Origin of the sequence: Hyalangium sp. (assembly GCF_045802625.1) — a bacterium.
GTDB lineage: Bacteria > Myxococcota > Myxococcia > Myxococcales > Myxococcaceae > Hyalangium.
In genome coordinates this window covers 39512-58662 of record NZ_JBJMQP010000065.1, presented here as the reverse complement: position 1 = coordinate 58662, position 19151 = coordinate 39512, and the positions used below count along the sequence as shown (strand labels likewise).

Annotated in this window: 17 protein-coding genes; 8 read left to right on the top strand and 9 right to left on the bottom strand. The window is 68.1% G+C overall.

The window, feature by feature from the left end; all coding sequences use genetic code 11:
- Nucleotides 1-12 precede the first annotated feature (12 nt).
- Nucleotides 13-597 (bottom strand): NAD(P)H-dependent oxidoreductase, encoded by a 585-nt coding sequence (locus ACJ8AT_RS13415; RefSeq protein ID WP_407738098.1) that lies wholly within the window; start codon nt 595-597, stop codon nt 13-15.
- 149 nt (nt 598-746) lie between these two features.
- Here ACJ8AT_RS13415 and ACJ8AT_RS13410 point away from each other — a divergent pair, with 149 nt between their 5' ends.
- The 3 genes from ACJ8AT_RS13410 (at nt 747) to ACJ8AT_RS13400 (ending at nt 2989) form a co-directional block, all read left to right on the top strand.
- Nucleotides 747-875, top strand: a complete 129-nt coding sequence (locus ACJ8AT_RS13410) for a hypothetical protein (RefSeq protein ID WP_407738097.1) — start codon at nt 747-749, stop codon at nt 873-875.
- 66 nt (nt 876-941) lie between these two features.
- The gene (locus tag ACJ8AT_RS13405; protein ID WP_407738096.1) at nt 942-1577 is read left to right on the top strand and encodes a DsbA family oxidoreductase; all 636 of its coding nucleotides are present in this window, start codon (nt 942-944) and stop codon (nt 1575-1577) included.
- Between the two features lie 86 nt (nt 1578-1663).
- Nucleotides 1664-2989 carry an NAD(P)/FAD-dependent oxidoreductase gene (locus tag ACJ8AT_RS13400; RefSeq protein ID WP_407738095.1) on the top strand — a complete coding sequence of 442 codons (1326 nt, stop codon included), beginning with the start codon at nt 1664-1666 and terminating at the stop codon, nt 2987-2989.
- 25 nt (nt 2990-3014) lie between these two features.
- Here ACJ8AT_RS13400 and ACJ8AT_RS13395 read toward each other — a convergent pair whose 3' ends face one another.
- The 4 genes from ACJ8AT_RS13395 to ACJ8AT_RS13380 all read right to left on the bottom strand — a co-directional run bounded on the left by ACJ8AT_RS13395 (nt 3015) and on the right by ACJ8AT_RS13380 (nt 7084).
- A complete protein-coding gene (locus tag ACJ8AT_RS13395) occupies nt 3015-4238 on the bottom strand; it encodes an aminotransferase class I/II-fold pyridoxal phosphate-dependent enzyme (RefSeq protein ID WP_407738094.1) in 1224 nt (407 codons plus the stop codon).
- A gap of 296 nt (nt 4239-4534) precedes the next feature.
- Entirely contained in the window at nt 4535-5686 is a 1152-nt protein-coding gene (locus tag ACJ8AT_RS13390) for a PLP-dependent aminotransferase family protein (protein WP_407738125.1), read from the bottom strand.
- 65 nt (nt 5687-5751) lie between these two features.
- On the bottom strand, nt 5752-6222 hold the full coding sequence (locus tag ACJ8AT_RS13385; RefSeq protein WP_407738093.1) for an Lrp/AsnC family transcriptional regulator: 471 nt from the start codon (nt 6220-6222) through the stop codon (nt 5752-5754).
- A 100-nt stretch (nt 6223-6322) separates the two neighbouring features.
- Nucleotides 6323-7084 carry a crotonase/enoyl-CoA hydratase family protein gene (locus ACJ8AT_RS13380; protein ID WP_407738092.1) on the bottom strand — a complete coding sequence of 254 codons (762 nt, stop codon included), beginning with the start codon at nt 7082-7084 and terminating at the stop codon, nt 6323-6325.
- A gap of 78 nt (nt 7085-7162) precedes the next feature.
- Here ACJ8AT_RS13380 and ACJ8AT_RS13375 point away from each other — a divergent pair, with 78 nt between their 5' ends.
- The 4 genes from ACJ8AT_RS13375 (at nt 7163) to ACJ8AT_RS13360 (ending at nt 11669) form a co-directional block, all read left to right on the top strand.
- Entirely contained in the window at nt 7163-8785 is a 1623-nt protein-coding gene (locus ACJ8AT_RS13375; RefSeq protein WP_407738091.1) for an alpha-amylase family glycosyl hydrolase, read from the top strand.
- A gap of 27 nt (nt 8786-8812) precedes the next feature.
- The gene (locus ACJ8AT_RS13370; RefSeq protein WP_407738090.1) at nt 8813-9601 is read left to right on the top strand and encodes a sugar nucleotide-binding protein; all 789 of its coding nucleotides are present in this window, start codon (nt 8813-8815) and stop codon (nt 9599-9601) included.
- Nucleotides 9602-9727: 126 nt separating this feature from the next.
- On the top strand, nt 9728-11083 hold the full coding sequence (locus ACJ8AT_RS13365; protein ID WP_407738089.1) for an AHH domain-containing protein: 1356 nt from the start codon (nt 9728-9730) through the stop codon (nt 11081-11083).
- 16 nt (nt 11084-11099) lie between these two features.
- Nucleotides 11100-11669 (top strand): imm11 family protein, encoded by a 570-nt coding sequence (locus tag ACJ8AT_RS13360; protein WP_407738088.1) that lies wholly within the window; start codon nt 11100-11102, stop codon nt 11667-11669.
- A 102-nt stretch (nt 11670-11771) separates the two neighbouring features.
- Here the strand turns inward: ACJ8AT_RS13360 and ACJ8AT_RS13355 are convergent, their stop codons facing one another.
- The 4 genes from ACJ8AT_RS13355 to ACJ8AT_RS13340 all read right to left on the bottom strand — a co-directional run bounded on the left by ACJ8AT_RS13355 (nt 11772) and on the right by ACJ8AT_RS13340 (nt 16386).
- Nucleotides 11772-12497: a hypothetical protein gene (locus tag ACJ8AT_RS13355; protein WP_407738087.1), complete on the bottom strand. Its 726-nt coding sequence runs from the start codon at nt 12495-12497 to the stop codon at nt 11772-11774.
- Between the two features lie 221 nt (nt 12498-12718).
- On the bottom strand, nt 12719-13417 hold the full coding sequence (locus tag ACJ8AT_RS13350) for a hypothetical protein (protein WP_407738086.1): 699 nt from the start codon (nt 13415-13417) through the stop codon (nt 12719-12721).
- 7 nt (nt 13418-13424) lie between these two features.
- The gene (locus ACJ8AT_RS13345; RefSeq protein WP_407738085.1) at nt 13425-14759 is read right to left on the bottom strand and encodes a hypothetical protein; all 1335 of its coding nucleotides are present in this window, start codon (nt 14757-14759) and stop codon (nt 13425-13427) included.
- Between the two features lies 1 nt (nt 14760).
- The gene (locus tag ACJ8AT_RS13340) at nt 14761-16386 is read right to left on the bottom strand and encodes a hypothetical protein (RefSeq protein WP_407738084.1); all 1626 of its coding nucleotides are present in this window, start codon (nt 16384-16386) and stop codon (nt 14761-14763) included.
- 218 nt (nt 16387-16604) lie between these two features.
- Between ACJ8AT_RS13340 and ACJ8AT_RS13335 the strand changes: the two genes are divergently transcribed.
- Nucleotides 16605-19151, top strand: coding sequence for a protein kinase domain-containing protein (locus tag ACJ8AT_RS13335; RefSeq protein ID WP_407738083.1), 2547 nt, complete (start codon nt 16605-16607; stop codon nt 19149-19151).

The following is a 19151-nucleotide window of genomic DNA, read 5'->3' as shown; positions in this document are numbered from 1 at the left end:
GCGCCGCCGCGGTCACCGGGCCGCGGCGGCGCCGAGCTGCCGCGCCTTCTCGAGCCAGCGCCGCCGGCGCGTGTCCTTGAAGTGCTTGATGGGGCCAATGCGGGTGATGCGCGTGGTCTTGATGCCGCAAAACGCCAGCGTCGGCCCGGTGAGCGAGCGGATCCCGGAATCGCGCAGCACCCAGCGGTAGTACCAGACCGGGGCGTTCAGCGTGGCGATGACCTCCGCCGTCCGGCCCGTCAGCAGCTTGTCCCAGAAGAGCTGCTCGTCCGTGTAGCGGAAGCCAAAGCCCTGCACCAGCGCCCGGTCGAAGAAGCCCTGCATCAGGGCCGGACAGTTTCCCCACCAGACCGGGTACACGAACACCAGATGCTCCGCCCAGCGGATCTGCTCTTGGGCCTTGAGCAGATCCGCCTCCAGCGGCTGCTGCAAGGCCTTGGACTTCTTCAGGATGGGATCGAAGGACAGCTCGGAGAGCCGCAGGCGTTGCACGTTGGCCCCCGCGGACTCCGCGCCAGAGGCAAACGCCTCGTGCAATGCCGCGCAGTAGCTCTCCAGGTTGGGGTGCCCCAGGACGGTCAGGATTCGCTTTGGCATGAGACGGATCAACTCTTGGCGGCGGCCTGCGCCAGCGCCTCGTGGTTGCTGGGTCCCGGCCGTTGGTACAGGCTGGAGCTTAGCGAGAAAGACGCCAGCCCGTCATGAGCCGGGAGCTCCTGCCGGAGGAATGAGAAGGTAGCGCCCTGATGATTCTCGACACGGACCGGCTGACCAGCTCGATCAAGCTCCTCGAGAAGCTGGGCTTCCAGTTTCAACGAATGGTGCGGATGCCCGGAGACGCCGCGGATGTGCGGCTGTTCGAGCTCCAGCTCTGAGCAATGCATGGTGTACACTCTTTAGCTTCTTGCCAATCGAAAGATGGTTACGAGGGGTTCGTACTCATGAAGATCGACGTCGTCTCCGACGTGGTGTGTCCCTGGTGCTGCATCGGCTTCCACTCGCTCGAGCAGGCGCTCAAGCGCCTGGGCAATGAGGTGAAGATCGAGCTGCACCTCCAGCCCTTCGAGCTCAACCCGAAGATGCCCGCCAGCGGCCAGGACATCGACGAGTACATGCTGCAGAAGTATGGCCTGCCCCCCAAGCATGCGCATGCCAACCGCGAGGTCATCCGCGAGCGTGGCGCGACCGTGGGCTTCACCTTCAACTTCGGCAAGCGCGGCCGCATCTACAACACCTTCGACGCGCACCGGCTGCTGCACTGGGCGGAGCAAGAGGGCCGCCAGCGCGAGCTCAAGCGCGCCCTCTTCCGCACCTATTTCACCGACGGTCAGGACCCCAGCAACCACGAGGTGCTGGTGCGCGTGGCTGGCTCGGTAGGGCTGGACGCGGCCCGGGCGCGGGAGATCCTCGCCAGCGACACCTACGCCGCCGAGGTGCGCGAGCGCGAGCACCGCTTCCTCAAGCTGGGGATCAACTCCGTGCCGGCGGTGATCATCGACGATCGCCACGTGCTCCAGGGCGGCCAGCCGCCGGAGGCCTTCGAGCAGGCGCTGCGACAGCTGGCCGCGGCACGCTGACCGAGAGGCGCCCCTCTTGCGGTGGGCCGCGTGGCGCTCGACAATGCCGCCGCGAGCACCGTCCTAGACTCGCGGAGGCCCCAAAGATGTACGACGCTATCGTGATCGGCGCGCGCTGCGCGGGTTCACCGGCTGCCATGCTCCTCGCCCGGAAGGGCCACAAGGTGTTGCTCGTCGATCGCGCACGCTTCCCGAGCGACACCCTCTCCACGCACTTCTTCCACCCGCGAGGCACGTCGTACCTGAATCGCTGGGGCGTGCTGGACAAGGTGCTCTCGCGCACGCCCTCGTTCGATCGCGTCGCGACCCTGATCGACGGGATCCCCGGCGGCGGCGCGCCCACCCTGGAGCGCATCCGGCGCCGCTTCGCGCAGGCCCACGGCGAGGGGGATGCGCACGCCATCCGCAAGTTCTGCGCGCCGCGCCGCGTCGTCCTGGATGACATCCTCCTCCGAGCCGCCTCCGAGGCCGGAGCCGAGGTGCGAACGGAGTTCACCGTCGACGAGCTGTTGTTCGAGGGCGACCGCGTCGTGGGCATCAAGGGGCGCGACGTGGTGAGCGGAGCGCCCGTCACCGAGAAGGCGCGCGTGGTGATCGGCGCTGATGGACGGCACTCGTTCGTCGCCCGAACGCTCAAGGTCCCCAACCTGGCCGAGAAGTCCGACTGCACGTTCGCGTACTACGCTTATTTCAGCGGCATCCCCCACCCCGCCACCATGCAGCAGCGCGGGCGCATGTCGCTCTCGTTCTTCCCCACCAGCGACGGGTTGATGCAGCTGCTCGTCTTCGGCCCGGCCGCGTGGTTCGGCGACTTCAAGGCGGACATCGAGGAGAACTACTTCAAGGGGTTGGCGTTCGTCTCGCCGGAGATCGCCGAGCTGGCCCGCACCCAGGGCAAGCGCGAAGAGCGCTTCATGGGCACCGCGGACCAGCCCAACTACATGCGGCATGCCGCGGGCCCCGGCTGGCTGCTGGCGGGCGACGCGGCGTACAACAAGGACCAGTGTACGGCGATGGGCATGACGCACGCCTTCCGCGATGCGGAGCTGCTCTCGGCCACGGTCCACGAGGGGCTCAGCGGCGCCAAGCCGCTCGACGCGGCGCTCCAGGAGTACGCCACCAGGCGGCATGCCGACTCCGCGCCGTACTTCGATTTCGTGACGGACATGGCCACCATGCAGCCGATGAAGCGCGAGCAACTGCAGCTGATCGCCGCGCTCAGCACGAACCAGGAGTGGGCGGATGACTTCGCGGCCGTCTACAGCGACACGCTGATGACCTACGAGTTCTTTGCTCCGGAGAACCTGGGCCGCATCATGGGCTCCGCGAAGCTGCCCTCCTATCCCATCCTCGAGCAGTTCGACGCGATCTCCGCGACCTATCGGGAGCCGCCCTTCCCACGGCGCGCGTAACGAGCTCCCCCTCTTTCCCAGGGCGTCAGTGGGGGGCGCTGGCGGGCGCGGCGGTGCGCCAGACCTGGGCCATGCACGCGATGAGCCGCTGGATATCCTCGGGGCGGTGCATGGCGGACAGGCTCACCCGGAAGCGCTCCTCATGGCGTGGGACGGCCGGGTGCGGCAGGTAGTGGACGTAGAGACCCGCGCGCAGCAAGAACTCGCGCGCCCAGTCCACGTCCATTCCGGGCGGCACGCGGATGATCCCGATGCCCCCCGCGACGGTGGCGGCGATGCCCTGTGCGGCCAGGCCGGCCTTCAAGGCCGCGGCGTGTTGCTTCAGCTGCCGCAACCGCTCGGGCTCCCGCTCCATCACCTCCAGGCCCGCGAGCACCGTCTCCGCCACCAGCGGAGAAGGCGCCGTCGAGTTGGTGAAGGAGTGAGCCCGCAGCCGCAGATATTCGATCAGATCCGCGGGCCCGGAGACGGCGGCTCCCGCGACACCGAAGAGGGTGCTGAACGAGGTGACGGTCAGCGCCACCTGCTCCTCCACGCCGAAGTGCTCGGCGGCACCTCGGCCATGCTCTCCCAGGGTGCCCATGCTGTGCACATCATCGAGCACGAGGTAGGCCCCCGCCCGGGTACAGGCCGGAGCGATCCGGTTCAGCGGCGCCAGTGTGGCATCGAGCCCGTAGAGCCCCGAGACGGCAACCACCACGCTTCCGCCCGAGCGGGTTTTGGCCAGCCGGAGCTTCTCCTCCAGATCAGCCGCCTGGTTGTGCGCCAGCTTGAGGGTGGTGCCTCTCCCCAGGAGGAGCCCATCCATGAACGAGGTGTGGATGTCCGCGTCCACGAGCGCCACATCCGGCCCGCCCACCAGGGCGCTGGCCAGCCCCAGGTTGGCGGCATAGGCGCTGTTGAAGAGCATGGTGGCCTCGGCTTTGCGGAGCTCCGAGAACTTCTCCTCCAACCTTCGCTGAGGGGTGTAGCGGCCGGTCACCTGAGGCGAGCCGCCTCCCCCCGTGCCGAACCGGCTGATGGCCGACTGGACGGCTTCGCTGACGTGAGGGTGCGCCCAGAGGCCGAGATAGTTGTTCGAGGCGAACATCAGGACCTGTCCACGCCAGCCACTGACGGGGTCCCACGCGAGGACCTCGCGTCCCACGGGAGGCTCGAACTGAATCGAGGAGGGCTTCGCGGTGGTCTTCAGCGACGCCACCCGCTCAGCCAGGGAGGGCACAGCCCCGGTGGACTCGGTACGGCTCATGACTTCCTCCAGGCGAGATGAAGAGCAGCGCAGCGGCAGTGCCACCGTCTGCCCGTGAGCACTGGCCCCTGTTGCTCAGGGAGTGTCCGCGCGGAGCTAACGAACTTGCTCCTCTTCTGGAAGAGGAGCCAGAGGCGTTTGTGCACCAGTCAAGAGGCCGGGCTCACCACTTCAGCCAGTAGGCGGGATGGCTGACTTCCGGCCAACGAAACCGTGCTTTCACTTCTCGTCGACGGGAAGTGAGCAACGGCCCCCCGCTCGCAACTGCCTGGAACGACTGGGGGTAGGGCAGTGGCCTACTGCGCCGCCAGCACCGAGGCCAGCCGCCGCATGCCCTCCTCAATCAGCTCGGGCGGGCGGTTGGAGAAGTTCAGGCGGATGCACTCGGCCTTCGGGTTGGCGGCGAAGAACGGGCTGCCCGGCACGAACGCCACCTTCTGCTCGATGGCGCGCGGGAGAATGTCCTCTCCCCTCAGCCCGCGAGGCAGCTCCGCCCACAGGAACATGCCGCCATCCGGGTTCGTCCACCGCATGCCCTCGGGCATGTGCGCCTCGAGCGCGTCGATCATCGCCTGGCAGCGCTGCCCGTACGTGGCGCGCAGCTGGGCGAGGTGGCTGTTGTAGTCGAACCAGGACAGCAGCTTCGCCGTGGCCCGCTGCGCCAGCGTGGCGGTGTGCAGATCCGTGGACTGCTTGACGATGGTGAGGCTGCGCGTCAGCTCCCGCGAGCCCACCGCCCAGCCAATGCGCAGCCCGGGCGCCAGCGTCTTCGAGAACGTCCCCAGCTGCACCACCACGCCCATGTCATCCAGCGAGGCCAGCGACGGCAGCGCCTCGCCCCGGAAGCGCAGCTCGCCGTACGGGTTGTCCTCGAGGATCAGCACGCGGTGACGCTGCGCGAAGCGCACCAGCGCGTGCCGCCGCTCCAGCGACAGCGTGGTCCCCTTGGGGTTGTGGAAGTTGGGGACGATGTAGATGAGCTTGGGCTTGCACCTGGCGGCCAGCGCCTCCAGCTCGTCCACCCGCATGCCCTGATCATCGCTGCCCACGTATTCGATCCGGGCCTGGTACCCGTCGAAGTTCTGCAGCGCCGCCAGGTAGCTGGGGTTCTCCACCACCACCACGTCGCCCGGATCCAGCATCACCTTGGCCACCAGATCGATGCCCTGCTGCGAGCCGGCGGTGATCAGCACCTGCTCCACGGAGGTGTGCAGGCCGCGCTCGGCGTTGTACTCGCGGATCCACTCGCGCAGCGGGCCGTAGCCCTCGGTGGTGCTGTACTGCATGGCCGCGGGGCCTTCCTTGGCGAACACCTCGGCGTGCGCCCGGGCGATGGCCTCCACCGGGAACAGCTCGGGGGCCGGCAGCCCGCCCGCGAACGAGAGGATGTCGGGGCGCTCGGCCACCTTGAGGATCTCCCGCACGGCGGAGGTCTTCATCCGCGACATGCGCTGCGCCAGTGGCAGGGAGACGGGAGGAGTTACGAGCTTCGTGCTGGTGGCGAGGGTCACGATCAGTCTCCTTTCAGCAACTCGGCGGAGACCTGGACGTGCGTCTCCTCCTTGATGGACGTCAGAACGATGGTGGTGTGCGTCCGGGTCACCCCGGAGATGGTGCGCAGCGTCTCCACGAGGAGCTGATCCAGCGTCTTCGTGTTCGCCGTCCTCACCTTGAGGATGTAGGAGTCCTGCCCGGCGACGCGGTGGGCCTCGAGCACCTCGGGCAAGGCCATGACCTTCTTGGCGAAGCCCTCGAAGAACTTGGGGTGCTCGATGGTCACCCCGATGAAGGCGGTGATGTCCTTGCCGAGCTTCGATGCGTCCACCCGGGTCGTGTAGCCAAGGATGACGCCGCGCTCCTCGAGCTTGCGGATGCGCTCGGCCACCGCGGGCTGCGACAGGCCGATCGAGCGGGAGATCTCCAACTGGGTCGCCCGCCCGTCGCGCTGCAGCATGTCCACAATGCGGTAATCGAGACTGTCCATGTGGCCGAAGACCTTATTTATATAAGTTCATGAGGTCTACGGCATATAGAGTATATGTGGGGTGCCAAGGTTGCAAGGGGCCTTGGAGCGCCAGTCGGGCCTATTCGAAAGAGCCGTGCCTGCCCGCACCCTGGGCGAAGCGCTGGGCGCCGGCGATGGACTCCGAGTGGAGGACCTGGATGCCTCCGGCGAACTCTTGGAGGAGCGCGGCCTCCAGGGGCTGGCCGAACTGTTCGTAGGCGGACCGGCGATCCGCGTTCATGCACGCCTGGGGGAAGGCGGCGAGCTCCCGGGCCAGGGCCTCGGCCGCCTGGCGGGCCTGACCGCGGGGCACCACCCGGTTGACGAGCCCCATGCCCAGTGCCTCCTGCGCGGACACCGGACGCCCGGTGAGGATGAGATCCATGGCGCGCGACAGGCCGATCAGCCGCGGCAGCCGCACCGTCCCTCCGTCGATGAGCGGCACGCCCCAGCGGCGGCAGAAGACCCCGAGCACCGCATCCTCCTCGGCCACGCGGAGATCACACCAGAGCGCCAGCTCCAGCCCGCCCGCGACGGCATGACCCGAGACGGCGGCGATCACCGGCTTGCTCAGCACCATGCGCGAGGGGCCCATGGGCCCGTCCCCCTCGGGTGAGAGCCGTGGCAGTCGCCCCTCGGCCACGGCCTTGAGATCCGCGCCAGCACAGAAGGTGCCTCCCTCTCCGAAGAAGACGCCCACCTTCGCGTCCGGATCCGCGTCGAACGCGCGGAAGGCCTCCGCGAGCTCCTGCGCGGTGGGGCCGTCCACGGCGTTGCGCACCTCGGGGCGGTGGAGGATGACGGTGGTGATGGGGCCGCTCTTCTCGATCTGGACGCTCATGGGCGCGGCAGCCTCGCATGAGCCACGGCATGGCGGAACCTCGGCCACCTACGCCTGAAGGGGGTAAGGTGCGCGCTCATGATCCGGTCTCCTGCCCTCTGTACCCTGGCCCTTCTGTGTGGAGCATTCGTCGCGAGCGCGGCTCCTCCTGCTCAACCGGCTCCGGCGGCCCCTGGTGGCTGGCAGCTCGAGTGGGCGCGCGGCGCCGTCTTCTATGAGGTCTTCGTCCGCAGCTTCGCGGACTCCAACGGCGATGGGGTGGGGGATTTCAACGGGCTCACTTCGAAGCTGGACTACCTGCGCGATCTGGGCGTCGAGGCTCTCTGGCTCATGCCCATCTTCGAGTCGCCCAGCTACCACGGCTACGACACCGTGGATTACGAGAAGGTGGACTCGGAGTACGGCACGCAGGAGGACTTCGATCGGCTGGTGCGCGAGGCTCACCGGCGAGGCATCCGCATTGTGCTGGACTTCGTGATCAACCACACGGGCGTGGACCACCCGTGGTTCGTGGAGTCCGCGTCGTCGCCCAGCTCGCCCAAGCGCGACTGGTACGTGTGGCGGAAGGATGATCCGGGCTGGACGCAGCCGTGGGGCGGCAGCCATGCCACGTGGCACCAGAAGGGAGACGCGTACTACTACGGCATCTTCTGGGGCGGCATGCCGGACCTGAACTTCCGCAACCCCGAGGTCCGCGCGGAGGTGAAGCGGCTGGCCTCGCTGTGGCTCTCGCGCGGCGTGGACGGCTTCCGGTTGGATGCCGCCCGCCACATCGTGGAGAAGGGCCCGGGCGATCAGCAGAACGACACCCCGGAGACGCACGCCTTCTGGAGGGAGTTCTCCGCGTACGTGCGCAGCGTCCGCCCCGACGCGCTGCTGGTGGGGGAGGTGTGGAGCGATACCCAGCACATCGTGCCCTACTACGGCTCCACGGCGCGGCTGCCCGGCGGAGATGAGCTGCCCATGCTCTTCAACTTCCCCATGGCCGAGGCGATGCTGGGCTCGCTCCAGTCGGGCGATGCGGCCCGCCTCGGCTCGCAGCTGGCGGAGCTGAGCGCCGCCTATCCCCCGGGAGTGCTGGAGGCGCCATTTTTGGCCAACCACGATCAGCTCCGCGTCGCCACCCAGCTCGATGGACAGGAGGGGAAGATCCGGCTGGCCTCCTCGCTGCTGCTGACGCTGCCCGGCACGCCCTTCCTCTATTACGGCGAGGAGCTCGGCCTGCCCAACGGCCCGAAGGAAGAGGGCGATCCCGGCAAGCGCCGCCCGCTGCCGTGGGATGGCTCGGAGAAGGGTGGGTTCACCCAGGGTAAGCCGTGGGCGCCGCTCGTGGAGGGATGGAAGAAGCAGAACGTGGCGGCGGAGCTGGGCGACACCGGCTCGTTGCTGCACCGCTACCGGCTGCTCATCCACGTGCGCCGGGCCTCGCCCGCGCTGAGGTTGGGCACGGTCCGGATGCTGCCTCGGAGCAAGGAGGCGCCCTCCGTGGTGGCCTTCCTCCGGGAGACGGAGGGAGAGCGGGTGCTCGTGGTCCACAACCTTGGCGCCGAGCCGGCCACGGTGAGCCAGACGCTCGCCGCAGCGCCCCGGGAGCTCCTCTTCGCGGATCCGGATGTGACGGCGACGGCCGAGCCCGGCAAGAAGGGCTCCTGGAAGCTGGCGATCCCCGCGTACTCCACCGCTGTCTGGCGTCTGCGGTAGCGCTCGGCGAGGCGGCAGGCGCGAACCATGGCGAGCAGGGTGATCATCACGGGCGCGAACGGCACGGTGGGCGCACGCCTGTCCCACTTTCTGCGGCAGCAGGGCTTCGACGTGATTCCGTGGGACCGGAGCCGGGTCCCGGTGGATGACTACGCGGCGATGGAGCGCTTCGTGCGCGAGTCCGCGCCGGAGGTGCTCTTCCACCTGGCCATAGCCTCGCGGCCCACGGGGAGGCCCGGGGAGTCCTGGCTGATCAACTACGAGTGGCCCAGTGAGCTGGCGTGGATCACCCGGACGCTGGGCATCCGCTTCGTGTTCTCCAGCACGGCGATGGTGTTCTCGAACGATGCGCGAGGCCCCTTCACGCGGGACTCACAGCCGGACGCCGCCGAGGGCTACGGCTACGAGAAGCGCCGGGCCGAGGAGCGCGTCTTCCATCAGAACCCCGAGGCGCGGGTGGTGCGGCTGGGCTGGCAGATTGGCGAGGAGCCCACGGGCAACAACATGGTGGCCTTCCTGGAGGACAAGATGCGCCAGGAGGGCCGGGCGCGCGTGAGCACGCGCTGGTACCCGGCCTGCTCGATGCTGGACGACACGGTGCGGGCCCTGCACGCGCTCTCCCAGGCCGAGCCGGGGCTCTACATGCTCGACTCGAACGAGCGGTGGACCTTCTACGAGATCGCCCGTGCGCTCAACGCCCGTCACGGAGGCCGCTGGCAGGTGGAGCCCACGGAGGACTTCGTGTTCGATCAGCGAATGAGGGACGAGCGGATCCGGCTCCCCTCGCTGAAGGAGCGGCTGCCCGAGCTGCCGTAGCGCCGTGAAGGGTATGCCGGGCAGCCTCACTCTCCCATGGTGGGATGCGTATAGAACCTGGGGCGTCATCGTCTCTGGAGTGCCCTGCCCGTAGACTCGAACCCTCTTCGAACTGGAGGGCGTCTCGTGGCTCCTCGGCGTCTGGTCGTCGCGGCCTTGCTCTTGGCCCTGTCCACCACGTGCAGCCCCTCGCGCGTGGTACGCCTCGACACGGGACAGGGCCAGCCCCTCATCCACGTCCCCCGCACAGACGATGTCAAGCCGGTGGAGTTGGAGAAGGAAGAGTTCATACGAGCCATCGCGAAGGAGATTCGGCAGAAGAGGCCCTCGCTCAACCCCGAAAAGGCCGCGAGGGAACTGTTCGAGGTCCCTCCGCGCAATGGCTGGTACCGGTACACTCAGCGCGAGGGTGTCGTTCCTTTGGACGGGCCGCCCTCGGCTTCGCAGTGGGCCGAGGTGGATGCGCGAGTGACCCAGGAGTACCTGCGGTTCTGCGCGGCCCTCGGGAAGCCTGGGGATTGCCGGAAGGCGCTGATGAACAGCCCCATCCTCACCGGGGATGGCCGCTATGCCCTCGGCATGTCCTTCGCCATCGAAGAGATCGTCCCGGAGATGATGGAGTCCTTCAAGGACATGGCCGACCCGGAGGCGATCAAGGCCTCGCTCTACTGGACGATGGCGATCTACGCGGCCATGTGGCTGGTGCCCGAACCGGTGTTTTCCAAGGGGCTGGCGACGGTGCTCACGGCCAGCTTCGTCTGCTACATCGGAGTGGACACGTTCTGGACGCTCATCCAGGGCTGGCGGCGGCTGGTGGAGGAACTGGATCACGCCACCGCGTTCGCGGCGATCCGCGAGGCCGGGAAGAAGTACGGCAAGGTGATGGGGAAGAATGCGGCGCGGGCATTCGCCCTGCTGCTCACGGTCGCCATCGGTCAGACGGCCGCCAGCTTCTCGGCCAAGGTGCCCACGCTGCCCGGCTCGGCACAAGCATCAGTGGCGGGCGCGGCACGGGTGGGAATCCAACTGACGGAGGTGGCGCAGGTGGAAGTGGTGGCCGTGACGGCCGATACGGTCTCCATCGCTCTGGCCCCCAATGCGGTCGCTGCGACAGCCCAGAGCCTGAGCGGGGCGGCTTTCAGGCCGGTGGACGTGGAGGGGCCCGAGCACCACATCGCCACCGACAAGTGGACTGATGCCACCCACAGTGGTGGACCATGGACGCCCCGCTTCCAGGACATCTTCGACCGAGCAGGCATGTCGTTGGACGATCCGGCGAACAAGGTGCGCGTCAGGGGCCACGTTGGTCCCCACCCACAGGAGTATCACGAGGAGGTCTACAGGCGGCTGGATGAAGCAACGACCGGGTGCCGGACTGTTCAGAGGTGCAGGCAGGCACTGGAAGCAGAGCTTCGCGCGTTGGCCGAGGAGATCTCCACACCGGGTACATGGCTCAACCGGCTGGTGACCCGGGACCTATGACGGTAAGAGGGAACCTATGCCGAAGCGGTACTTCGATCTGGCAGACGATGTCTACCTGCCGGGGCGTTGGGAGTTGGGCCATCCCCTTGACCAGAACGGCCATCCGCTCGAAGACCCCTGGCAGTTCAGGGTGGGAGAGCCTGCCCGGTTCAAGGGCCATGTTCAGATCCCGATCAAGAAACCCGGCACTCCCCTCGGCTTCTCGCACGCAGCCTTCAGTATCCCCGTCGTCCACGTCAGGGTGGCATCCCTTCTCGCGGAGATGGCTCCGAACGACGTGGAGATCATCCCCGTGGGGATCGATGGGCAACCGGATCAGTTTTGCATCCTGAACGCCACCCGCCTTGTCCGGTGCATTGATGACAAGGCTTCTGGAGAGGTTCGGTACTGGAGGCCGGAGGACGGTCGACCAGAGAAGACGGGGCAGTACCGGGCCGTCTATCGCATGGGGATCGACCCCTCGAAGGTGGGTGACGCCGAGGTCTTCCGCACCTGGGGATGGACCGTGGCCCTCATTGTCGCAGAGGAGATCAAGGAGGCCCTAGAGCGCATAGGGACCACGGGGGCGAAGTTCAAGGAGGTGTAGCTCGGCGCAGCATCCAACTGCGGCACGGACGCAGCGTGACTCTTCGTTCCGGTGTGGCCGCAACCCTTGTGTCAGCTGCCGTAGCGCCCAGGCCCGGCCCATTCACCCGTACTTGGACTCCCAGGTGAACACGCCGCTGTCGCGCTCGGCGATGGGCATCAGGAACTCGCGGTACTGATCGAAGCGGGGCTCCAGGTGCTCGTCGGCGAACCGCTCGAGCTGGGCCGTGGTGGGGATGAGGCTCCCCTTGGGCAGGGTGAGCCGCAGGTACGCCCGGAACCGGCGCAGCGCTCGGGAGAAGTCCGGCGGGCGCACCGGGCGCCGGTGCAGCTTCTCCAGCAGCACCCGGGCCCGCACGAAGCCGAGCGAGGCGAACGGATCATCCAGGTACTGGTTCAGCCACGCGCCGTACAGCGAGCCCTCCCACGAGGAGGAGAAGCCCCGCAGCAGCGAGTCTCCTTGCAGCCACCCCATGTACGGCTGCGGGAGCGCGGGGATGCAGAACTGCTCGCCGCCGTGCGGATCCGCCGTGCACGCGGAGATGAGCTTGCGCGTCCACCGCAGCGAGTCGGCCCCGCGATCCGGGCTCACGGTGGAGGCGTCGATGGTGATGGAGACGACCTCGCCCGTGTGGCGCTTGAGGAAGTTCTCCAGCGGAGCGGCGATGCCGTACGTCCGCGCGGCGGGCAGCAGCCGCAGCAGCTCCTCCACCCGGGCCGGCAGCGCCTCCTGCGCGAAGTACCAGTACTTGGACCAGGCTCGCTCGAGGATGTCCCGCTTCGAGGGGCTCTTGGAGACTTCCCCGCGCGCGTTGGCCTGTTCGCTCATTCGGAAGGTCACCCGGGACTCCGCGAGTCGGCTGCGGAGAGCGGCGCAGTCTGTCATGCGGCGCGGCGGGCGGGAACCAGGACCCGGCAGTTCCTTTTTCCAATGGAGCGGAACGATCGCACGGGAATGAAGCGGCCAGGCAGCGAGGAGGGATCTTGCTGCCGGTTCTTCAGGAAATCCCGAGCCCCAGGATCCACTTGACTCGGCAGTGGCCGCCAGGCTCAGGGCTGGACGTTCACCAGCGTGGACCTGTCGAGGATGAGCAGGGAGTCCGCGGTGCAGCCGGCCACGCCTTCGCAGCGCTCCACGGGAATGTCCGAGCCTCGGACGATGACCTTCACGCGGCCCGTGGGTGTGTCCGAGGGGATGGTGAAGCGCACCCCGCCCGCTTCAGGTCTCGCCGGCACGTCCGTTTCGAGCAAAGTCACCTTCTCGATGACCGAGAGATCATCCGTGGGCGGATCCCACGGGAGGAAGAGCTCCTCGCCCGGCTTCACGGACGGAGGCGGGTTGAGCTGCGCGAAGGTGTGCCGCCCGAAGAAGTTGCGGAACTCGGCGATGATGCTCTCGTCGCCATCACGAATCTCCATCACCCCATTCCTCGGCGCTCCGAGGAACAGCTGGGGATCCAGCCTGCCGGTGAAGGCCGGCGGCGAGTCGGGACTGTTGCAGAGATCCGGATCGATGATGGGAGCTCCAGGGAACACCTGGAGGGGAATGCCGTCGAAGGTGGCCGTCACCTCGGGGTGGAGCTGGAGGCAGCCCGACTCGGGCTTGTTCCGGACGAGCGTCGCCAGAAACCCTCCCGAGGAGTTTGTGATGCCGACCCGCAGCACCCGCCCGGAGTAGCGGTGCAGATCGTTTCCACGTTCACACCCCGCCAGCAGGGTCACGCACAGCAAGAAAGAGAAGGGACGCATGGTGAGCTCAAGGTCGCCGGCCCAGGAACTGAGGATCCGTCCAATCCCACAGCCGCTCCGGGTGGAAGTCCAGGTCCACGGGAGTGCTGTTCCACTGGTAAACCTTGCGGGAGCTGGCGCCATGGATGTGGATGGACAGACTGACCAGCGCCAGCACCGCGAAGGTGGCCGTGAGTGAGCGCCGCGCCCCCGCTCCGCTCCAGCCGAGCGCGCGCACCACCGGCACCAGGAAGAAGACGAGGTAGGGCACCATGTCCGTGAAGAAGCGCGGCCCGTAGGAGTGCCCGGCCCACCAGTGGGGGAAGGTGGAGATGGCCAGCCAGTGCAGCACCACCACGGCCAGCAGGAACGCGTGCAGCCGGGTGAAGGTCCGCGCTCGGAGCTCCAGCACCAGGCCCCAGAAGCTCAGCAACACCACGGGGGTGAACACCAGCAGCCCGCGCGCGGGGGAGACGAGGTTGCCGGCGAGCGCCTCGCTGAAGAGGGCGGTGTTCGTCTCCAGGCGATCCGAGTGGTAGTAGGGCGCCAGCAGCTCGCCATAGTGGGCCAGGTTCACCGCGCACCACGGCACGGCCACGGCGAGCGCGCCCGCGAAGAACTTCAGCGCCTGCCGGGGATGGGTCCACAGGACATAGGCGGACAGCAGCAGCACCGAGAGGCTGTTGGTGGGCCGCATGACGTAGGAGAGCGCGAGCGGCAGCCCGGCCCACCCGGCCCACCGAGGCTCCATCTGGGCCTTCACCAGACACAGCAGCACCAGCGACAGGCAGAGAATGGAAGGCCCGTGCTGCCACAGCGCGCGGCTGGCCGTGGACAGGGCAGGGGTGCAGAAGATGAAGACGGTGGCCAGCAGCAGGGCGCGAGGGCGGGACAGCTTCAGCGTGCCCACCCCGTACATCACCACGCCCGCCAGCGCGACGAGCACCGAGGCGATGAGGCGCTGCGCATCGTTCCAGGTCTCCAGGTTGATGTCCCCGGTGGTGTCGTAGAGCGAGCGCCAGCGCTCCAGGGGCCGAGCCAGCGACGGGTGCAGCTGGCCGAGCGGCGTGCACACCCGGACGGTCAGCTCCGTGAGCCCCACCAGCGGCAGCGCCGCCAGGGAGGGCCCGAGGGGGAAGAAGTTGTAGACGTGGCCGTCCTGCTCGTAGACGCCGTGGTGGTACTTCTCGAAGGTGGGGGCGTACTCGTCCAGGGTGAGGTTGCCCTCGCGCAGCAGGGAGACAGTGGTGAGCGGGGTGAGCTTCGAGTCGAACGGCGTGTTGACGGGGAAGGCCGCCAGGATCGCCACGTAGGCGGCGAACAACAGCACGCGCTCGCGCCAGACGCGGGGCTTGGGGGGCATGTCAGAAGGCCTGCTTGAGCGACGCCGTGAAGCCCCGGTCGACCTTGCCGTCGCCGGTGAGCCCGATGGCGTAATAGAGATCCAACTGGAAGGCGTCGGCGATGAGCACGTGGAAGCTCGGTCCGGTGCTGGCGACCACCGCGGGGTGTTCATGGCCACCGTCCCGGTCGAGCTGGCCGAAGACGGCCACATCCGCGAAGCCGCCGACCTTGTAGACGTCGCGAGTCAGCGAGAAGCGCGCCTCGAGCCCGCCGCTGGCGACATGCCGGGCGTAGAAGCGATCGCCGAAGACGCCGCGCACGTACTGTCCACCCACCGGCTGCTCTTCGATGAAGGGCGCGTTGCCCCAGAGCCAGGCGCCGTTGCTCGTGACCCACAAGTCATGCCAGCCGATCTCGGACACGTGCTGATAGCGGAAGGTGGTCAGCCCATAGCCGCGGGTGGAGCTCCCCGGGTAGTGCCGCCCGGTGAACTCCAGCTCATGGTGGCGGTCGCGGCGGATGTCATCGGCGTCGAAGACGAACAGGGCCCCGCCGCTCAAGTAGGGCTTGAGCGTCGAGCTCATGCCCACTCCGGCCGGCAGGCTCAGGCCATTCACGGGCTGGAGCGCGAAGACATCCAGCTCTTCCCCTCCCACGCCGATCGCCACCGTGGCGCTCCGGGAGATGTCGTAGCTCAACCCGACCGTGAGCTGCACCCGGGTGGCGATGTAGCTCTCGAGGTTGATGTCGGGGCGCTGGCGGCTGGAGAGATCCCCCCGCGCCAACAGCAGCGGCCTGAGCCCCAGGGCCAGGGGAGGCGTGTACCACTGCACCTCCGCGAGCGCGCGGGTGAGCGCCGGATAGGCCTGCCCATCGGCGATGCGCGAGCGGATCTTCGAGCCCACCTGCGCGCTGGCGCTCCAGCGATCATTGGCGCGCCACAGGTTCGCTCCCCGGTACTGTAGCCCCAGCCGCAGCCCGTCCACGCCGCTCAACACGGCGACCAGGCCCAGCCCCGTGGACCACTCGCGCTGCTTGAAGACGATGTGCAGCTCATAGTCGGCCTGGGGCGGGATGAGCGGGTGGCCCACGAACTGGCCCAGCTCATTGACGATCGGGCCCAGGTCCTCCACCTGTGGCCCGATGTGCTTCACCTCGGTGGTGTGCACCAGCTCGTAGTGCTCCACCTCCACACCACTCTCGGCGCGCAGGTTCGCCAGCTGGCGCTCCAGGTAGGGGCGGTTGAAGACGTTCTGGGGCAGGCTCAGCCGGATCAGCACCTGCACCGTGCGCAGCGAGCTCTGGCCGCGCAGGACGATCTTCTCGACCCGGCCCTCGTCGATGTCCACGATGATGCGGCCGTCCTCCGCCGCGGTCTCCACGCGCGCCAGCTCGTACCCCGCGCGGTGCAGGAACGTCAGCAGCCGGGAGCGCACCAGGGCCGCTCCGCTCTTGTCGGCCACGAAGTCCGGCGGCAGATCCAGGATCGCCAGGTAGACCTCGTCGATCATGACGACGTTGCCGCTGAACACGAGGGAAGGGTTGCGGCGAGCCGGCTCCTCGGCGGAGGCCCGTCCCGGCAGCGCCAGCAGCAACCCCAGCATGACGAGGCGTGTCTTCGCCCCGTGTTGACTCCACCAGTCCATCGTCCTCCGACTCGTCCTCCGAGCGGGCCCAGGCCCTTTGTTGGCACGTCGACGCCCCAGGATCCACCGAGGATCTATCCCACCTGGATTCGTTTGAGCACGAAGGAACGGCCCGGAGGGCAGGAGGGGTGGCTGGGCGATGCCCGGGAGGGCTGTGCTAGGCTCCAACTCCTGCCGCAGAGATCTTCAGGACTTGGTGCCTGAGCAATTCCGAGCGCGTGGTTGCCTCGGACGATGATGAGGAGACTCCCGCCCCGATGGACGAGGAGGAGAAGCCGCCCCCCGAGGCGAAAGACAAGACCCTCATTGCCCCCGCCCCGGTTGAGAAGCCGAGGGAGGGCGCCGCGCGTACTCGGACGGGCGAGCGCAAGCTCACGCCCGCCAAGCCGCCGCAGGCCGGAGGGGCTCGCACCCAGACCGGCGAGCGCAAGCTCACGTCGGCCCGGTCCAAAGCCTCGGAGTCCTCCGCCGACGTGAGGAGGTCCACCTCCTCGCAGCTGGCCGTTCAGGCTCAACCCAGTGAGAGGAAGCTCACCTCCTCGCAGCTGGCCGTCCGGCCCTCCCAGGCGGGGAAGGAGGCGGCGGCCGCGGTGTCCACCCAGCCTGGCGCTCCCACCGCCTCTCGGCCGGGAGCCAACGCCGCCGATGAGTCCCCCTTCAGCACCTTGCCGGGGGATCCCCACGAGGACGACGAAGGGCTGGTGCCTGTCGAGCGCACCGTCATGGTGCCCTTCCCCACGCTCGAGGAGACGGACGATGTGCTGCCCACGCCCCCTGTCGAGCCCACGGTCATCGCCAGGGTCCCCGAGCCCCTCCCCGTGGCGAGCTCGCGGCAGGAGGCGCGGCTCCCGGCGGCCTCTGGGGGGAAGGCGCCCCAGCCTCGCCTGAAGCCGGAGCCGGAGCCGGAGCCGGAGCCCGAAGCGCAGCCGGAAGGCGAGGGCGACTGGGAAGGCGTCTCCACCACCCTGCCAGGCTCCCTGAAGACCGAGCCGCCCGAGCCCGAGCCGGCGGTGATCGTCCAGCAGTCGGAGGATGCCAACGAGCTGGCCGAGGGCATGAAGCTGGGCGGCTACCAGCTCATCAAGAGGATCGGCGCGGGGGCCATGGGCACCGTGTGGCTGGCCTCGCAGCTCTCGCTGGATCGCGAGGTGGCCGTGAAGATCCTCCGGCCCGGCTTCGCCACGGATCCGCAGTTCGTCTACCGCTTCACCCAGGAGGCCTTCGCCGCCGCGCAGCTCATCCACCACAACATCGTGCAGATCCACGACTGCGGCTCGGACAAGCAGTACCACTTCTTCAGCATGGAGTACGTGGACGCGCAGAGCCTGCAGACGCTGCTCAAGCGCGCGGGCGCGCTGGAGCCCGAGGAGGCCACGGGCTACGTGCTCCAGGCGGCGCGCGGGCTCAAGTTCGCCCACGAGCGGGGCATGGTCCACCGGGACATCAAGCCGGACAACCTGCTGCTCAACAACAACGGCATCGTCAAGGTGGCGGACATGGGGCTGGTGAAGCTCGCCAAGAGCGCGCGCTCTCGCCGGTCCCAGTCCGGGAGCCAGAGCCCGGTCACCTATATCGGCAAGAATCCCCAGGAGTACGCCATGGGGACGCCGGCCTACATGGCGCCGGAGCAGGTGGAGAACTCGTCCAAGGTGGATTCGCGGGCGGACATCTACTCGCTGGGGTGCACGCTCTATCACCTGCTCACCGGGAGGGCTCCGTTCCTGGCGGACTCGGTGTCCACGGTGATGGAGATGCACGTCAAAGAGCCGGCGGTGCCGCCCAACAAGCGCAACGCGCAGGTGCCCGAGACGCTGTCGGCCATCGTCATGCGGATGATGGCCAAGCGCCCCGACGAGCGGTTCCAGAGCATGGGCGAGGTGATCCAGGCGCTCGAGTCGTTCCTGGGCTTCGAGGGCACCTCGACGTTCTCTCCGCGCGAGCAGCACGCCAACCTGCTGGAGCAGTGCGTCCAGGAGTACAACGAGGCGCGCTGGGCGCGGCGGCGCCGGTGGCTGGTGCTCCTGTTCACGGCCTTGTCGGCGGTCGTCACCGGGCTGCTCGAGTGGAAGTTCTCCCCGTTCGGGGTGGCGGTGGCGGGCTTCACCGCGGCCGCGTGGGTGGGCTCCTTCGTCACCCGAGGGCTGTTCGAGAAGGGGGCGCTCTTCCTGCGCTTCCGCCAGTACGTCTTCCAGGCGCCGCTGGTGACGTGGGGGATCTGGGCGCTGGTGCTGGGAGGCGTGTTGTATGGCCTCTCGCACTTCCAGCTGCTGCTGCCCACGGTGTTCCTGCTGGGGCTGGGGCTGTTGTTCGCCATCGGCTTCTACGTCTTCGTGGACCGCAAGGTGGAGGCCGAGCGCCGGCCGCCGATCAGCCAGGTGGAGCAGATGCTGCGCTCCATGCGCCTGCGGGGGTTGGAGGAGGGGGCGATCCGCCAGTTCGTGTGCACCTACAGCGGCGATCACTGGGAGGGCTTCTACGAGGCGCTCTTCGGCTACGACGCGAAGATGCTCGCGCGCCAGAAGTGGGGCCTGAACAGCCGGGAGCTGCCTCGGGCCCGGCACTCCACCTGGAGGGATCTGCTCATCCGTGGGCTGGACGCGCTGCAGGAGCTGCGCAAACGCCGGAAGGAGCAGCGGCAGCTGAAGATGTTGGAGCGCAAGAAGGTCACCGCCCAGGCGAAGCAGCGCGAGGCTCAGGCGCAGCGCGAGGCCGAGGCGCAGCGCGAGGCCGAGGAGCCATCCGAGGATGCGGCCAGCTCTGAGTGA

What these genes read in the sequence shown, in the direction of transcription:
- ACJ8AT_RS13415 (WP_407738098.1), bottom strand. Translation starts at nt 597, where the DNA reads ATGCCAAAGCGAATCCTGACCGTCCTGGGGCACCCCAACCTGGAGAGC.
- ACJ8AT_RS13410 (WP_407738097.1), top strand. Translation starts at nt 747, where the DNA reads ATGATTCTCGACACGGACCGGCTGACCAGCTCGATCAAGCTCCTCGAG.
- ACJ8AT_RS13405 (WP_407738096.1), top strand. Translation starts at nt 942, where the DNA reads ATGAAGATCGACGTCGTCTCCGACGTGGTGTGTCCCTGGTGCTGCATC.
- ACJ8AT_RS13400 (WP_407738095.1), top strand. Translation starts at nt 1,664, where the DNA reads ATGTACGACGCTATCGTGATCGGCGCGCGCTGCGCGGGTTCACCGGCT.
- ACJ8AT_RS13395 (WP_407738094.1), bottom strand. Translation starts at nt 4,238, where the DNA reads ATGAGCCGTACCGAGTCCACCGGGGCTGTGCCCTCCCTGGCTGAGCGG.
- ACJ8AT_RS13390 (WP_407738125.1), bottom strand. Translation starts at nt 5,686, where the DNA reads ATGTCGCGGATGAAGACCTCCGCCGTGCGGGAGATCCTCAAGGTGGCC.
- ACJ8AT_RS13385 (WP_407738093.1), bottom strand. Translation starts at nt 6,222, where the DNA reads ATGGACAGTCTCGATTACCGCATTGTGGACATGCTGCAGCGCGACGGG.
- ACJ8AT_RS13380 (WP_407738092.1), bottom strand. Translation starts at nt 7,084, where the DNA reads ATGAGCGTCCAGATCGAGAAGAGCGGCCCCATCACCACCGTCATCCTC.
- ACJ8AT_RS13375 (WP_407738091.1), top strand. Translation starts at nt 7,163, where the DNA reads ATGATCCGGTCTCCTGCCCTCTGTACCCTGGCCCTTCTGTGTGGAGCA.
- ACJ8AT_RS13370 (WP_407738090.1), top strand. Translation starts at nt 8,813, where the DNA reads ATGGCGAGCAGGGTGATCATCACGGGCGCGAACGGCACGGTGGGCGCA.
- ACJ8AT_RS13360 (WP_407738088.1), top strand. Translation starts at nt 11,100, where the DNA reads ATGCCGAAGCGGTACTTCGATCTGGCAGACGATGTCTACCTGCCGGGG.
- ACJ8AT_RS13355 (WP_407738087.1), bottom strand. Translation starts at nt 12,497, where the DNA reads ATGAGCGAACAGGCCAACGCGCGCGGGGAAGTCTCCAAGAGCCCCTCG.
- ACJ8AT_RS13350 (WP_407738086.1), bottom strand. Translation starts at nt 13,417, where the DNA reads ATGCGTCCCTTCTCTTTCTTGCTGTGCGTGACCCTGCTGGCGGGGTGT.
- ACJ8AT_RS13345 (WP_407738085.1), bottom strand. Translation starts at nt 14,759, where the DNA reads ATGCCCCCCAAGCCCCGCGTCTGGCGCGAGCGCGTGCTGTTGTTCGCC.
- ACJ8AT_RS13340 (WP_407738084.1), bottom strand. Translation starts at nt 16,386, where the DNA reads ATGGACTGGTGGAGTCAACACGGGGCGAAGACACGCCTCGTCATGCTG.